A 14,685-nucleotide genomic window follows, 5' to 3' on the forward strand; every position below is an offset into this window, starting at 1 on the left:
GCGCCCCATCGGGGGTGGGGGTTGCGGACTTTGTGTCGCCTGGCAGGGGTGAATGGCGGTGACGGGCGGGCGAAGTCCGCAATCCCGGGGCCTGGTTGAGGGTGGGGTGGTGCCGGACGGGTGTGGGTGTTGTTCGGGCGGTGGCCGACGGCGGGCCGGCGATCGCGGGACACGCGATCCAGGGCGCGGCGGGGTCGACGATCCCGGCCGGCCCTCATCAACCACCGTCGACTTTCTCCGTAGGTACGCCTATGATCTACGGCGACATCGCGTGTCGGTCACCGGCTGGGTGAGGCATGGAGGTGTCAGGACATGCCTTCGGAGGCATTCCTTGTCAGTCGAGTTGAATCACACGATCGTTCACGCCCGGGACAACCGGGAGTCCGCAGAGTTCTTCGCGAACCTGCTCAACCTTGAGATCACCGCCGAGTGGGGTCCGTTCATCGCGGTCGGCCTGGGCAACGGCGTCACGCTGGACTTCGCCACCATCCCCGCGGACAGCATCACCCCCCAGCACTACGCCTTCTTGATCTCCGAGGAGGAGTTCGACGCGGCGTACGCGCAGATCGAACAGCGCGGCATCGAGCACTACGCCGACCCCCACCGGAAGCAGCCCGGCACGATCAACCGCAACGACGGCGGCCGCGGCGTGTACTTCATGGACCCGGCGGGCCACGCGATGGAACTCATCACCGTGCCGTACGGCGGCTGGACCTCGTAACCACACACGTCGAGGGCCGCACCCCAAGCACGGGTGCGGTCCTCGACGGCTGTTGCACCCCATGCAATCGCCGCCGATGTGCGCTGCGAAACCCAAGTCCGCTCGCGCGAGGCGTTGGACGCCCAGGAGTTCACATCCGCCTCATCGCGGCTGCGGATGACCGACTTCGTTCCGCCAGGCAGGGCGCAGACGCCCGGTCGGCATGCAAACCCCGCAATCGCGGGCCGGTCCCGTCCGTAGCTCGCCCCTGAAGTCACACCGGCCCCATGCGCCGCGCGGAGGCCCGGGGTTTGCCGACTTCGCCCGCCCGTCATCCTCATTGGCCACTGCCGGGCGGTGCAAAGTCGGCAATCCCCGTCCCCCGACGGGGCGGGCGAGGCGGGTGTGACTCCAGAGGCGCCCGTCGTCGCCCAGGACCTCGCGCGAGCGGGGTTTGTGCCACCCGCCGGCCGTGATCAGCGGGGCATGCGCCCCGGCCTGACGGCGGGCGTCGGCCGCCAGCCGGGAATGGGCACCCCATTCCACTCCCGCGCACCCCTGACCGGCGGGAACGGCCCCACTCGCCCTCGCCGTGAAGCGAGCCCCCGCCCACCGGGCGGCAGAATTCCCCCGGTGCGGAGCGATACCCGGCCCCACCACCCACCGGCCCGCCATCCGCCCACGGCGCCCGGGCACTACCCGGACCCTTCGCGCGGCCCCGCCCCCTACCGCCCTCCGAGTGGTTAAAGGCCCCCGGAGCCACCGGGTCAAGGGTGGCCGTAGGCCATCGCTTGCGACGCGACCGAAGGGAGCGCCCTTGAGGCGGTGGTGGAGGGGCCACGCTCGGAGAGAGGGCGGCCGCACCAGAAGCTCACCAGAAACGGCCACCCGCCGAACCTCCACCCGCGCGCCGCACGGGCCTTCGCCTCGCCGCGCCCCAGAGCTTCGCCCGGGGTGGGGCACCACTGGTGAATGCGAAGCCAGGGGGTCGTACCCCCAGTGCGGTACATCGCAAGGCGCCGGAGCGTTTCAGCTCAGGGCCCCCAGGCCCTCCGGGCCTGGCGGGCGCGGCGGCCGCCAGGCGTCGCGGCGCCGGTCAGGACCGGGGACGACGCGGCCGGTGCTCCGACCACCCTCGCCCACACGTTCGATCTTTACGTGTTTCCGCCCCACCGGTCCACGGGCGCGGGCCGGGCCGCTGGGCGGCCCGGCCCGTCGGCGATCAGGCGTGGACCGCGCGCCACGGGGTGCACTGGCGCTCGCTGCCCTTCACGACGCATCCACGCAGCTTGTACGCGTGTCCCTCGGGCAGGTTGCCGGAGACGACCTTCATGTAGATCGCCTTGTGGCCGCGCGTGGAGGCGACGCGGCCGTTGCTCAGCTCGGCCTCGACCGCCCAGCCGTCGGGGCTGATGTCCTTGGCGATGAGGGAGTCGCCCGGGATGTTCGGCGCGGGCTGCGGGTCCGCGTTCCACCGGACGAAGCCCATGTCGTGGCCGTCTCGGGGGCTGCTGATGTGGATGGTCAGCGACCCGTCCGCCGACATCGCGGCACGTTCCGTGACCCCGGTGATGGACAGGGAGACCTCGCTGTCGGGCGCAAGGTCACCCGTCTCGTCGGCGCTGGCGGTTCCGGCCCCGGCGGTGAGCGCCACGCCGGCGAACAGGGCGGCCGAACCGAAGACCGCGCCGATGCGCTTGTGAATCGAACCCATGATTTCCTTCGTTCCCGCGCACGACGGCATGCCGCCGTGCGCACGTTCCCCCGCCGGCCTCGAACATCGCCGGCAGTCAGTCAGTCAAAACCACTGTATCCGGGCCCTGTTGAAGGCCTACTGGTGGGTATCTTCATGCCCGGAATACCCCCGGCGCCCTCGGGGTTGCCACCGGCATGACCACCGACCGCTCGTTCCTCTTCGTCCTCGGCAGCTCCCGCGCCGACGGAAACTCCGAGATACTCGCCCGCGCCGCCGCCGCGCACCTGCCCGCCGGCGTGCCGCAGCGCTGGGTGGATCTGAATGAACACGTGCTGCCGGACTTCCAGGACGGGCGGCACGAGAGCGGCGACCGGCAGGTCTCGGCGAGCGAGGAGCTGTTGCTGCGGGCCACGGCGGAGGCCAGCGACGTCGTGATCGTCTCGCCTCTCTACTGGTACAGCCTGTCCGCGCAGGCCAAGCGGTATCTGGACTACTGGTCGGGCTGGCTGAACGTGCCGGGGTCGGACTTCAAGGAGCGGATGGCGGGCGGCACGCTGTGGGGGGTGACGGCCATGGCCGACGACGAGCACGTGGTCGCGGACGGTCTGGTGACCGGGCTGAGCCATTCGGCGGCCTATCTGCGGATGCGGTTCGGCGGGGTGCTGACCGGGACGGGCTCCCGGCCCGGCCGGGTGCGGGCCGACGAGCGGGCGATGGACCGCGCCCGGACCTTCTTCCAGGGCGAGGCGCCGCTCGCCCGCTTCCCCTACGCGGAGGAGGCCGGCGCCCTCGTGTGAGGAACCGTGTGACGTGGGCGTCTCCCCGGGGAAGGCTCCCCGCATGGACCAGGAACAAGGCCGCCGCTGGCTGAGCACCGCGCTCGACGAGGCGCGGGCCGGGCTCGCGGAGGGCGGGGTGCCGATCGGGGCCGCGCTCTACGGGCCGGACGGGGAGCTGCTCGGGCGCGGGCACAATCGGCGGGTGCAGGACGGTGATCCGTCGGCGCACGCGGAGACGGCCGCGTTCCGGGCGGCGGGCCGGCAGCGCTCGTACCGGGGTACGACGATGGTGACGACCCTGTCGCCCTGCTGGTACTGCTCCGGGCTCGTCCGGCAGTTCGGCATCTCGCGGGTCGTGGTCGGCGAGGCCCGCACCTTCCACGGCGGGCACGACTGGCTCGCGGAGCACGGGGTGGAGGTCCTGGTCCTGGACGACCCCGAGTGCGTCGCCCTGATGCGGGGCTTCATCGCCGAGCATCCGGCCCTGTGGAACGAGGACATCGGCGAGGAGCCCGAAGCATGAGCGAGGCCCGGCTTCCCACCATCGATCTGCGCCGCGATCCCCGCCCGCAGCTGCCCGCCGTCGACCTCGCCCTCCGCAAGGCCGGGTTCCTGCTGGTCGCCGGCCACGGCGTGGACAGGGACCTGCGGGCGGAGATCCGGGCCGTTGCCCGCCGCTTCTTCCACCTCCCGACCGCCGTCAAGGAGCCGTACGCGGTGAAGGTCGGCGGCCGCGGCTGGCTGGGCCCCGGTGCCGAGGCCAACGGCTATGCCGAGGGCACCGCCACCCCGCCCGACCTCAAGGAGTCGCTGTCCTTCGCGGCGGAGGCGCCGACCGGGGATCCGGCCGTGGACGCCGAGTGGTTCCTGCCGAACACCTGGCCCGACGAGGTCCCCGAGCTCAGACCCCTCGTCGAGACGTACCTGGCCCAGATGCGGGAGCTCTCCGACCACGTCCTCGACCTCCTCGGGCTCGCGCTCGGCGAGGAGCAGGACTTCTTCACCCGGCACACCGGGCATCCCACCTTCGGCTTCAACATCAACTGGTACCCGGGGACCGAGCGGACCGGAACACCCGAGCCGGGCCAGTTCCGGATCGGGCCGCACACCGACTTCGGCACCGTGACGATCCTGGACCGGCAGGCGGGCCGGGGCGGGTTGCAGCTGTTCACCGACGAGGGCGGCTGGCAGGACGCCCCGTACGACGCGGAAGCCGACGCCTTCACCGTCAACATCGGGGACCTGATGGCAGGTTGGACGGGCGGACGCTGGCGCTCCGGGCGGCACCGGGTGCTGCCGCCGCCGGTCGACGCGCCCGCCGAGGAGCTGATGTCGCTCGTCTACTTCTACGAGTGCACCCCGGGCACCACGATCAACGGCATCGAGTCCCACTCCTATCTGCGGGCCCAGCTCGACGCCATCTCCGCGGAGTGACTCGACTTCCGAAAACCCTGGCCGATGACCAACTCCCCGTCGATAATTCGGACTTGAGGATGTGACGGGGCACGTCTGACGGGATGCGGGGGATTACCGGTGCCGAGAGTCCTGTACGGCCGCGAGGCGGTGCTCCAGCGCACGGGGCTCGCCGCGCGCCTCATCGGGTTGGCGGGCGAGGGGCTCGGCCGTGTGCCGTACGAGCACGGGGACGACCCGCCCGTCGTCGTGTTCACCGGCGGGCGCGGCATGGGCAAGACCGCGCTGCTCAAGCAGCTCCGCGACACCTACAGGGTCGCCACTCCGCTCGCCCTGCTCGACTGCGACCGGATCGAGCCGCCCGCCGACCACGGCCCGGGCTGGACCGAACTGACCGGCGCTCTCGCAGAGTTGGCGGTACAGCTGGCGCCGCGGGTGACCGGGGCGAAGCCGGTGCAGTTCCCGCGGCTCTCGCTCGGGCTTGTCGCGGTCGCGTCGGTCGGCTGGTCGCGGGAGGACGAGGAGCGGGCCCAGCGGGATCTGCAGCGGCTCGGGCCGGTGCTGTCCACCGTCGACGCCACGAAGGGCGCGGCGGCGAACTGGGTCACCAAGGTGCTGACCAAGCTCGCCGCGACCTTCGCGGAGACCGCAGCCCCGCTCGCCGGGCTGCTCGCGGAGGCGACCGTCGAGACCGTCCTGGAGGAGGTCTTCGGGCGGATGCAGCAGAAGTCGGAGGGCTGGTACGGGAGTTACCGGAACGCCGGCGGGCGCGGCAAGGCCGGGCTCCAGCAGCTCGCCATCGACTTCGAGCAGGGCGGCCGGCGCCGCCGGGAGGCCGAGGGCTTCCTGGTCGGCGCGCTGGTGGAGGACCTGGGCCAGGCCTACAGGGGCCTCACCCGGGTCGGCACCCGGCGCGGCCGGCCCGTCGTGCTGCTCGACAACGCGCACGGCGAGCTGGGCCGTCGGCTCGTCGAGCCGATCCTGCGGGCCCGCCACGAGGGCCGCCGCGACAAGCTGGTGGTGTTCGCCGCCTCCCGGGTCCGTGAGCACGAGGGCCTGCGGCACGCGCACCGCCTGAAGCTGCCGGAGACCGCGCACCGGGCGCCCGCGCCGCGCGGCGACGACGTCACCTCCGGCATCCTCGCGGTCGACCTCACCCCGCTCTCGCCGGGCCAGACCCAGGCCGCCTTCGACCGGCTCGACCCGTCCGGCCGCACCCCCGCCGACCTGGCCCGGGGCGTGCACCGGCTGACCGGCGGCCGGCCGCTCGGCGTGGTGCTGCTCGGCCGGGCCGCCGCCGAGGCGCCGCGCGCCGAACGCCCCGGGCTCACCCCGGGCGCCCTGCTCGACCTGACCGTGGAGCTCCGCGAGGACGCGCACCCGGTGCCGGTCGCGCCGACGCTGCTCGGGGCGCTGCTGCCGCAGCCTCGCCTGGAGCCGTTCACGGTGCTCGCCGCCGCGCACGACGAGGAGTCCGCGCGGCTGCTCGCCCACACCCGGCTGCGCGCCGAGAACCGGGACGGCGACATGGCGCTGCTCGTACGGGACCGGCTGCGCGCCGAGGACTGGGCGGAGGGCCCCGAGCACTTCGTCGCCGACCCGCTGCTCCGGGCCCTGCTCCTGCACCGGCTGCGCTTCGAGGACGCCGACCATCCGCGGCACGCGGCCTGGCGGGCGGTGCACGAGACGCTGCACCGGCATTACGGGCGGGCCGGCGCGCCCGCCGCCGAGCTGCCGTACCGGCTGTTCCACGAACTCGCCCTGGGCCGGACCGAGGACGCGGTGACGCATCTGCGGACCACGTTCCCTGAGCCGGACGTGGTGGGCTGGCTGGGGCGGCTGCGGTTCGTGGCCTCCGCCCCGTATCCGCGCGAGGCGAGCAGCGGCGGACCCGACCCACGGCGGGCCGCCGCCCTCGGCCGCCCGGACGGCCGAGGGCCCGTCCCGCTGCCGGACGGCCTGGACGCGGACGCGACCGCCCTGCACCTGTCCGTACGCCGGCTGCTGCACGCCGTGTGGCTGCTGACCGATCCGCTGGCGCTGCCCGACGAGGAGGTGACCGAGAAGCTGGCGCACGAGCTGCGGCAGCTGTCCGGCCGCCATCTCACCGGCAACAGCCCGCTGTGGGACGCGGCCACCCACTGGCCCAGGGACATTCACGCCTGGCGGCGCCCCTCGCTGCCGCCGGGCCGCCAGGACGGAGTCTGAGGCGATGACCGACTCGCTGCACCCGCACCCGCGCAACCGTTTCCTCGCCCGCCATCTCTACACCCCGAGACAGCGGTTCTTCGCCGCCGTGCTCGCCCTGCTCGTGATCGGGCTGCCGCTCGGCTGGGCGATCAAGACCTGGACGACTCCGGAGAACCGTTCCTGTGCGGCGGGGGTCGCCCGCCCCGCAGACTCCGCCGAGTGCGTCGGCGTCAACGGCGACGGCTTCGACTTCCGGATCCCCGAACTCGCCCACATCGCCGGGCTGATCGGCCGCGAGAACGCCACCCTGAAGCCCGGCGAGTACGCCACGGTCGCCGTCCTGCTGCCGCTCACCTCCCCCGACGCGGGCATGCGCGTCAAGGTGCTGCACGAGCTCCAGGGCGCGTACGCCCGCCAGCACCGGGCCAACCACGAGTCCAACAGCGAGACCCCGAAGATCCGCCTGGTCCTCGCCAACACCGGCAAGAACAACGCCCATTGGCGGGCCACCGTCGACCAGCTCAAGGGCATGACCGACGCCCCGGACCAGCTGCGCGCGGTCACCGGCGTCGCCACCTCCTCCGCCGAGGTACGCCAGGCCGTCACCGCCCTCACCCACGAGGCCGGCCTCGCCGTCGTCGGCACCACCATCACCGCCGACGACATCGCCAACGGCCCCGGCCCCGGCAACAACCGCTTCCCCGGCCTCGCCCGGGTCTCCCCCACCAACAGCGACGAGGCCGACGCGCTGGCCCACTTCGGCAAGGTGAACGCCGCCAAGGCCCTCCTCGTCCAGGACACCCGCACCGGCGACCACTACACCGACACCCTCAAGTCGGCCTTCGCCAAGTCCCTGCAGGGCGCCCCGTACGAGCCGCAGCTGTTCACCTCGCCCGCCGACCCCACCGAGGAGGGCACCACCGCCAACACCTTCCGGCAGATCACCCATCTCATCTGCGACACCCGCGCCGAGACGGTGTTCTTCGCGGGCCGGCACACCCAGCTGCGCCAGTTCATCAACGCGCTCGGCGCCCGCGGCTGCGCCGAGCGCTCCTTCACCATCCTCACCGGCGACGAGGGCTCCTACCTGGGCGCCGACTCCAAGCTCGACCGGCGGGCCCTCAAGACGCGCCTCACCGTGCGTTACGCCTCGCTCGCGCACCCGGACGCCTGGCGGGCCGCGCCGGGCCGGCCGGTACCGGCGACGGGCGGGTCGACGGTCGCGTACGACACCTTCCTGACGGACATCGCCCGCGCGGACGAGAAGCCGGTGGCGCTCGCGGACGGGCAGGCGATCGTCGCGTACGACGCGATGGCGACCGCCGTCCACGCGATCCGCCAGGCCACCCCGGACGGCGCGGCCTTCCCGGAGCTGGACGACGTGGCCACCCAGTGGCCGCAGGTCAAGGGCTCGCTGCGGGTGCAGGGCGCGAGCGGCTGGATCTGCCTGGACAACTTCGGCAACCCGTACAACAAGGCGGTCCCGATCGTGGAGCTCGCCGGGGACGGCACCCAGCGTTTCGTGGCGATCGCCTGGCCGGCGGGCGGCCCGCCGGCCACGAGCTGTCTGCCGCCGAAGAAGGGCTGACCATACGGATACGGATACGGGTGTGACTACGGCTCCCACTTCGGCCAGGGCGCCTCGTCCCGCTCGTACAGCTCCCGCAGCTCGCGCCAGCGGTCGGGCGTCCAGTCCCGCCAGTCCGTGGGGTGCCCGTTCAGGGCCCTGACCAGCCGTTCCAGGTGCTCGTGCCAGCCGGCCAGCATGTCGAGCATGGCCTCCTTCGAGCCGGTGAACTCGGCCGTGAAACGCAGCACGGTCGACACGTCGTGGTCCGGGCCCGGTTCCAGGTGGAAGCGGATCCGGCCGTGCGGCGGGTCGACCGTGTACTCGGCGACGTATTCGGGGTCCCAGGCGGTGACCTGTCCGGAGACGACGGTGTCGCTGTTCAGCCAGCGGAGCGTGACCCGGCCGCCGAGCCGGGGCTCCAGCGGGTCCGCGGCGCACAGCCAGGCGGGCAGGCCCTCGGGGGTGGCGACGGCGGCCCACACCGCGATCGGCGGGTGTGGCAGCTCGACCACGTAGCGCAGCAGGTGCGCGTCGCCGTCGTGGGTCTCGCTCCGGCCCCGGGGTATCTCGCTCATACCTCCAGCGTGGCCCCGGGGCGGGGCGGGTGCCAGCTCAGACGCCGACGGTCACACTCCGGCGTACGAGTGCTTGCTGCTCACGAAGATGTTGACGCCGTAGTAGTTGAAGAGGAAGCAGGCGAAGGCGATGAGCGCGATGTACGCGGCCTTGCGGCCCTTCCAGCCGGCGGTGGCGCGGGCGTGCAGGTACGCCGCGTAACCGACCCAGGTGATGAAGGACCAGACCTCCTTGGCGTCCCAGCCCCAGTAGCGGCCCCACGCGTCGCCGGCCCAGATCGCGCCGGCGATGATCGTGAAGGTCCACAGCGGGAAGACCGCCGCGTTGACCCGGTAGGCGAACTTGTCGAGGCTGGCCGCGGCGGGCAGCCGCTCCAGGACGGAGCGGGCGAAGGAGCCGGGGTTGCCGCCGGTGGCGAGCTTGTTCTCGTACGAGTCGCGGAACAGGTACAGGAGGGTGGCGACGGCGCCCAGGTAGAACACGGCGCCGCAGAAGATCGCGGTGGAGACATGGATCCACAGCCAGTACGAGTCGAGCGCCGGCACCAGCTGGTCGCTGGGCGTCTTCAGCCAGGTGACCGCCATGCCCAGGTCGAGCAGGACCGTGGTGACCAGCGGCAGGCCGATCCAGCGCACGTTCTTCTTGGCGACGAGGAAGCCGAGGTACGCGCCGACCGCCACCGTGGAGAAGGTGGTGGAGAACTCGTACATGTTGCCCCAGGGGGCCCGCTGCACGGAGAGCGCGCGGGTGATCACGCCGGCCGCCTCGATGAGGAAGGCGAGCGCGGTCAGCGAGACCGCGATCCGGCCGTACAGGTCGCCCTGGACGGTGCCGCCGGCCGCGCCGGGGCCGTCCGGGACGTCCCGGGCGCCGGCCGCGGAGCGGGTGACGACCTGCGGCTTGTCGAGCACGGCGGTGCCACCGCCGGCCGTCTTCACCTGGACGGCCGGGGCGGCTGCGGCCGCCTTCGGCTGCTGCTGCGTGAGGGCGGCGGCGGTGCGGCCGACCTTGCTGCGGCTGCCGAACACCCACTCGGCGATGTGGGCGAAGAAGGCCAGGGTGTAGACGGCCATGGACGAGTAGACGAGCAGGTCGCTCAGCTGCGCCAGGCTCTCGTTGGTCTCGGCGGCGAGGATCACTTCTCAGCCCCTTCGGACTTTGCGGCAGGTTCCGCGGCAGGGTCTTCTGCGGATTCGGGTTCCGGCGCCGTGGGCGCCTTCGCGTGGAGCGTGGCCGCGAGCTCGGCCAGCTCCTCGGGCAGCTTGGCGGACTCGCTGCGGCCGAGGCCCGCCATCTCGACGACGGTGACGCCGTCCTCGCCGCGGACCGCCCGGACCCAGACGCGGCGGCGCTGGATGAACAGCGAGCCGGCGAGTCCGGCGATGGCGGCGACCGCGCCGGTGAGCGCGAGGCCGTTGCCGGGCTGCTGCGAGATCTGGAAGCTCGCCCACTCCTTGATGTCCTTCTCGAAGGTGATCGAGCCGGCGCCGTCGGGCAGCGTCATGGTCTCACCGGGAAGCAGGCGGTTGGCCTTGCCGGTGCCGCCGGCGACCGCGAACTGCTTCATCTTCGAGGTGTCGAGCTGGTAGACGTTCTGCGGCATACCGGAGTCGACCCGCAGGTCGCCGTGGAAGCCGGTGAGCGCCATGACCGGGAAGTCGAGCGCCGGGAACTGGGAGAACATCGTCCCCTTGCCGGCGCCCGCGAAGGTCGGCACGAAGAAGGCCTGGAAGCCCAGCTGCTCCTTCTTCCCGTTCTTGTCGCGGTAGCCGTCCATCACCTTGATCGCACCGGACGAGGTGATGTTGTTGTCGATCGGCAGCAGCGGCACGGGGCCGCTGGTGACGACCTTGCCGCGGCCGTCCCGGACGGTGACGACGGGCGCGTAGCCGTGGGCGATCAGATAGACCTTGGAGCCGTCGACCTCCAGCGGCTCGTTGACCCGGATGACCGCCTTCTTGTCCTGGCCGCCGTTCTCGGAGTAGGTGACGGCCGCCTCGAAGGTGCGCGGGGTGCCGCGCTGGGGGCCGTTCTTCTCGTACGTGCCGGTGAAGCTGTCGAGCTTGAAGCCGAACGGCGCCAGGTCCTCGACGGAGAACTGGGAGCCGGACTTGAAGTCGTCGTACTGGGTGAGCGTGTTGGAGAAGCCGTCGCCCTCGACGATGAGCTTGCCGCCCTCGGACTTGAAGAGCTGGCCCACGGCGAAGGCCACGAGGATGACGATCAGGGCGACGTGGAAGAGCAGATTGCCGGCCTCGCGCAGATAGCCCTTCTCGGCGGCGACGGCGTCACCCGCGGTGTGGGCGCGGAAGCGGCGGCCCTTGAGGGTCGCGAGCGCGGCGGCCCTGACCTCCTCGGGATCGGCCTCGGTGCGCCAGGTGGCGTACGCGGGGAGCCGGGTGAGGCGCTTGGGGGCGCCCGGCGGGCGGCCGCGGAGCTGGCCGACGAACTGCCAGGTGCGGGGGACGATGCAGCCGATGAGGGAGACGAACAGCAGGATGTAGATCGCGGAGAACCACACCGAGCTGTAGACGTCGAAGAGCTGGAGCTTCTCGTAGAGCGGCGTGAGGGTCTCGTGGGCCTGCTTGAACTGCGCCACCTTCAGCTCGTCCGCGCTGGTCTGCGGGATGAGCGAGCCGGGCACGGCGCCCAGGGACAGCAGGAAGAGCAGGATCAGCGCGACCCGCATGGAGGTCAGCTGCCGCCAGAACCAGCGGATCCAGCCGATGACGCCGAGGGTGGGGCCGCCGAGCGCGGTCTCCTCGCGGGGGGCGGTGGACAGCTGTTCCCCGGCGGCGCCGAGGCCGTCCTGCTGCTCCGTGGCTTGCCCTGTCGTTTCGGTCTTGCTCATGGATCAGATTCCCGGAGTGAAGTCGGCCGCCCAGGACTGCATCGCGGAGACGATTCCGTCCCAGGCCCCGGTAACGAGCAGGAGTCCGGTGACGATCAGCATGATGCCGCCGGTGCGCATGACCCACACATAGTGCCGCTTCACCCAGCCGAAGGCACCGAGCGCCCGCCGGAAGGCGATCGCGGTGAGGATGAACGGCAGGCCGAGGCCCACGCAGTAGGCGACGGTGAGCAGTGCGCCGCGGCCCGCGCTGGCCTCGTTGGAGGCGAGGGCCAGGACGGCGGCCAGGGTGGGTCCGATGCAGGGGACCCAGCCGAGGCCGAACAGCACGCCGAGCATGGGGGCGCCGAGGAGGCCGGCCACCGGGCGCTTGTGGAAGCGGAACTCGCGGCGGGTCAGCCAGGGCATGGCGCCCATGAAGAAGGCGCCGAGGACGATGGTGAGGACGCCGAGCACCTTGGAGATGATCTCCCGGTGCACCTGCAGGGCGCTGCCGAAGCCGCCGAACAGGGCGCCGCCGGAGACGAACACGACGGTGAAGCCGAGGACGAAGAGGGCGGCCCCGCCCGCCATGCGGCCGCGGCGGGCCTCGGCGAGGTCGGTGCCGGTGACCCCGGTCACGTAACTGAGGTAGCCGGGGACGAGGGGCAGCACGCAGGGCGAGAAGAAGGAGACGAGTCCTCCGAGCACGGCGATGGGGACCGCCAGGAGGAGCGCTCCGCTGAAGACCGTCTCGTTCACGTCACTTCTCCGCGACCAGCGGGTCGATCACGGACTTCAGCTTGTCCTCGTCGAGCGCCATGAGGGAGCGGGCGGCGATCTTGCCCTGCTTGTCGAGGACGATGGTGGAGGGGATGGCCTGGGGCGGCAGCGAGCCCTTGGGGAAGGCACCGAGGACGATCTTCCCGGCCGGGTCGTACAGACTCGGGTACGTGATGTCGTAGTCCGCCTCGAAGTTGACGGCGTTCGACTTCTGGAAGTCGCGGGTGTTGATCCCGACGAACTCCACGCCCTTGGGCTGGTACTCCTTGGAGACCTTGGCGAAGTGCGGCGCCTCGGCGCGGCACGGCGCGCACCAGGAGCCCCAGACGTTGAGGACGACGACCTTGCCCTTGAAGCCGGCGACGTCGAGCTGCTTGCCTTCGAGGGTCTCCCCGGCGAGCTCGTTCACCGCCTTGCGCTCGCCCTTGGCGACGGTGGCGATACCCCCCGTGTTGGTCACGAAGTTGGTGTCGCCGCCGCCGCCCGACTTGCCCTTGGAGTCGGAGCTGCATGCGGTCAGCACGAGCGCGGCGGCCACGAGGGCGACCGCCGGCAGGGCGCGACGAGGGGCATGGCTGAGGCTCATGTGAAAAGTTTCGCATGGGCGTTTCGCCGATCTTGGGCACCCCCACTACGTGCCCGTAACGCCCCTTGTCAAGATCGTCTAAGTCGGGCGGGGCGGGCTAGGCGGCCGGGCGGAGGAAGGTGTTCCAGCCGCCGGCCGGGGACTGGCCGACCTCCAGGGTACGCAGCTTGGCGAGGATCTTGGGGTCCTGGACGTCCAGCCAGTCGGTGAACTGGCGGAACGAGACGAGCCGCACGTCCTTCTTGCCGGCCATCCCCTTCAGGGCCTCCTCGACGGCGTCCATGTAGATGCCGCCGTTCCACTGCTCGAAGTGGTTGCCGACGAAGAAGGGGGCGCGGTTGGACTCGTAGGCGCGGTTGAAGCCGTTGAGGTACGCCTCGGCGGCCTGCTTGCGCCAGCCGGGATAGCGCGAGGGCATGCCCTTGGTCGTGTTCTTCGACTGGTTGGCGAGCATGTTGTAGTCCATGGACAGGACCTCGAAGGAGTGCCCGGGGAAGGGCACGGCCTGCAGCGGCAGGTCCCAGACGCCGCCGCGCCTGACCGGCCACATCTGGCGGCCGCCGGGCGAGCTCGCGTCGTAGCGCCAGCCGAGGCGCTTGGCGGTGGGCAGCAGGTTGTCCTGGCCGAGGAGGCAGGGGGTGCGGCCGCCGACGAGCTCCTTGGAGTAGTCGAAGGGCAGCGACGGCAGGTCGGTCCAGCCGGTGTTGGTCCGCCACTGGGTGACGAAGCCCACGGCCTGGTCGATCTCGTTCTGCCACTGCGCGGGGGTCCAGTGGGCGACGGAGCCGGAGCCGCCGCAGAAGTGCCCGTTGAAGTGGGTGCCGATCTCGTGGCCGTCGAGCCAGGCCTGCCGGACGTTCTTCAGCGTCTCCTTGATGTGGTCGTCGGTGAGGTAGCCGATGTCGGAGGCGCCGACCCGGTTGTTCGGCGGGCGGTAGAGGTCCTTCTTGGACTCGGGCAGCAGATAGAGGCCGGAGAGGAAGAAGGTCATCGCCGCGTCGTGGTTCTTGGCGAGTTCGAGGAAGCGCGGGAAGAGGCCGTTGCCGACCTCGCCGGCACCGTCCCAGGAGAAGACGACGAACTGCGGCGGGGTCTGACCGGGTTCGAGCGGGACGGGGGCGTCGGGCTGGTTCGGCTGCTTTCCGGTGTCGGAGGTGGAACCGTCACCGATCGGTCGGCCGTCGTCCTGGGTGGGCTTGGCGGAGGGGTCCGGGGCGCCGGTGGCGTCTCCCCCCTTGCCGGGTCCGGAACGTCCGGTGTTGTCCTTGTTGTTGGTGCTGCAGGCGGCCAGCCCCATCGCGGCGGCGGCACCGACTCCCGCCCCGAGCAGACTCCTCCGATTGATCCCGCGCATGACTTCCCCATTCGCGCTGACGTAAGACCTGAACGTCATCCAAACCGACAATGAGTGAGATGACGGGAGGAACACGGAGGTTCCGGGAAATAGCACAAATTTCAGGGCGGTCGAACGACGTGCTGTCGTCCGACCGCCCTGAGGGTGTACTGCGGCGGGAGCCTCGGTGTCTACGCCCCGAAGGCCACCGCCTATGCCTTACGCCTTA

The 14,685-nt window shown here is 71.5% G+C and carries 13 protein-coding genes; 6 read left to right on the top strand and 7 right to left on the bottom strand.

Features of this window, described 5'->3' with window-relative positions; translation table 11 throughout:
* The first annotated feature begins 331 nt into the window (after positions 1 to 331).
* Positions 332 to 721, top strand: a complete 390-nt coding sequence (locus KV205_RS22850) for a VOC family protein (RefSeq protein ID WP_265866412.1) — start codon at positions 332 to 334, stop codon at positions 719 to 721.
* Between the two features lie 1,201 nt (positions 722 to 1,922).
* Here KV205_RS22850 and KV205_RS22855 read toward each other — a convergent pair.
* The gene (locus tag KV205_RS22855) at positions 1,923 to 2,414 is read right to left on the bottom strand and encodes a hypothetical protein (protein WP_265866413.1); all 492 of its coding nucleotides are present in this window, start codon (positions 2,412 to 2,414) and stop codon (positions 1,923 to 1,925) included.
* A 176-nt stretch (positions 2,415 to 2,590) separates the two neighbouring features.
* On the opposite strand from KV205_RS22855, the gene KV205_RS22860 reads away from it, so the two are divergent.
* The 5 genes from KV205_RS22860 to KV205_RS22880 all read left to right on the top strand — a co-directional run bounded on the left by KV205_RS22860 (position 2,591) and on the right by KV205_RS22880 (position 8,366).
* Positions 2,591 to 3,193 carry an NAD(P)H-dependent oxidoreductase gene (locus KV205_RS22860; protein WP_265866414.1) on the top strand — a complete coding sequence of 201 codons (603 nt, stop codon included), beginning with the start codon at positions 2,591 to 2,593 and terminating at the stop codon, positions 3,191 to 3,193.
* Positions 3,194 to 3,236: 43 nt separating this feature from the next.
* Positions 3,237 to 3,698: a nucleoside deaminase gene (locus KV205_RS22865; protein ID WP_265866415.1), complete on the top strand. Its 462-nt coding sequence runs from the start codon at positions 3,237 to 3,239 to the stop codon at positions 3,696 to 3,698.
* Positions 3,695 to 4,609 (top strand): isopenicillin N synthase family oxygenase, encoded by a 915-nt coding sequence (locus tag KV205_RS22870; protein ID WP_265866416.1) that lies wholly within the window; start codon positions 3,695 to 3,697, stop codon positions 4,607 to 4,609. Before KV205_RS22865 ends, KV205_RS22870 begins: the two co-directional genes overlap by 4 nt.
* Before the next feature lie 99 nt (positions 4,610 to 4,708).
* Positions 4,709 to 6,796: a hypothetical protein gene (locus tag KV205_RS22875; RefSeq protein ID WP_265866417.1), complete on the top strand. Its 2,088-nt coding sequence runs from the start codon at positions 4,709 to 4,711 to the stop codon at positions 6,794 to 6,796.
* Positions 6,797 to 6,800: 4 nt separating this feature from the next.
* The gene (locus KV205_RS22880; RefSeq protein WP_265866418.1) at positions 6,801 to 8,366 is read left to right on the top strand and encodes a hypothetical protein; all 1,566 of its coding nucleotides are present in this window, start codon (positions 6,801 to 6,803) and stop codon (positions 8,364 to 8,366) included.
* A gap of 26 nt (positions 8,367 to 8,392) precedes the next feature.
* On the opposite strand, the gene KV205_RS22885 is transcribed toward KV205_RS22880, so the two are convergent.
* From KV205_RS22885 to KV205_RS22910, 6 genes are all read right to left on the bottom strand, one after another.
* Positions 8,393 to 8,923: an SRPBCC domain-containing protein gene (locus KV205_RS22885; protein WP_265866419.1), complete on the bottom strand. Its 531-nt coding sequence runs from the start codon at positions 8,921 to 8,923 to the stop codon at positions 8,393 to 8,395.
* Positions 8,924 to 8,974: 51 nt separating this feature from the next.
* Positions 8,975 to 10,063, bottom strand: coding sequence for a c-type cytochrome biogenesis protein CcsB (gene ccsB, locus KV205_RS22890; protein WP_265866420.1), 1,089 nt, complete (start codon positions 10,061 to 10,063; stop codon positions 8,975 to 8,977).
* Complete coding sequence (locus KV205_RS22895; protein ID WP_265866421.1) at positions 10,060 to 11,775, bottom strand: cytochrome c biogenesis protein ResB; 1,716 nt, start codon at positions 11,773 to 11,775, stop codon at positions 10,060 to 10,062. Before KV205_RS22895 ends, ccsB begins: the two co-directional genes overlap by 4 nt.
* Before the next feature lie 3 nt (positions 11,776 to 11,778).
* The gene (locus KV205_RS22900) at positions 11,779 to 12,516 is read right to left on the bottom strand and encodes a cytochrome c biogenesis protein CcdA (RefSeq protein WP_265866422.1); all 738 of its coding nucleotides are present in this window, start codon (positions 12,514 to 12,516) and stop codon (positions 11,779 to 11,781) included.
* Position 12,517: 1 nt separating this feature from the next.
* Positions 12,518 to 13,123, bottom strand: a complete 606-nt coding sequence (locus KV205_RS22905) for a TlpA disulfide reductase family protein (protein WP_265866423.1) — start codon at positions 13,121 to 13,123, stop codon at positions 12,518 to 12,520.
* A 97-nt stretch (positions 13,124 to 13,220) separates the two neighbouring features.
* Complete coding sequence (locus KV205_RS22910) at positions 13,221 to 14,477, bottom strand: hypothetical protein (RefSeq protein ID WP_265866424.1); 1,257 nt, start codon at positions 14,475 to 14,477, stop codon at positions 13,221 to 13,223.
* Positions 14,478 to 14,685 lie beyond the last annotated feature (208 nt).

The organism is Streptomyces sp. SKN60, from assembly GCF_026236535.1.
GTDB lineage: Bacteria > Actinomycetota > Actinomycetes > Streptomycetales > Streptomycetaceae > Streptomyces.

Coding starts and splice junctions, on each gene's coding strand:
- KV205_RS22855 (WP_265866413.1), bottom strand. CDS start 2,414: ATGGGTTCGATTCACAAGCGCATCGGCGCGGTCTTCGGTTCGGCCGCC.
- KV205_RS22860 (WP_265866414.1), top strand. CDS start 2,591: ATGACCACCGACCGCTCGTTCCTCTTCGTCCTCGGCAGCTCCCGCGCC.
- KV205_RS22865 (WP_265866415.1), top strand. CDS start 3,237: ATGGACCAGGAACAAGGCCGCCGCTGGCTGAGCACCGCGCTCGACGAG.
- KV205_RS22870 (WP_265866416.1), top strand. CDS start 3,695: ATGAGCGAGGCCCGGCTTCCCACCATCGATCTGCGCCGCGATCCCCGC.
- KV205_RS22880 (WP_265866418.1), top strand. CDS start 6,801: ATGACCGACTCGCTGCACCCGCACCCGCGCAACCGTTTCCTCGCCCGC.
- KV205_RS22885 (WP_265866419.1), bottom strand. CDS start 8,923: ATGAGCGAGATACCCCGGGGCCGGAGCGAGACCCACGACGGCGACGCG.
- KV205_RS22895 (WP_265866421.1), bottom strand. CDS start 11,775: ATGAGCAAGACCGAAACGACAGGGCAAGCCACGGAGCAGCAGGACGGC.
- KV205_RS22905 (WP_265866423.1), bottom strand. CDS start 13,123: ATGAGCCTCAGCCATGCCCCTCGTCGCGCCCTGCCGGCGGTCGCCCTC.
- KV205_RS22910 (WP_265866424.1), bottom strand. CDS start 14,477: ATGCGCGGGATCAATCGGAGGAGTCTGCTCGGGGCGGGAGTCGGTGCC.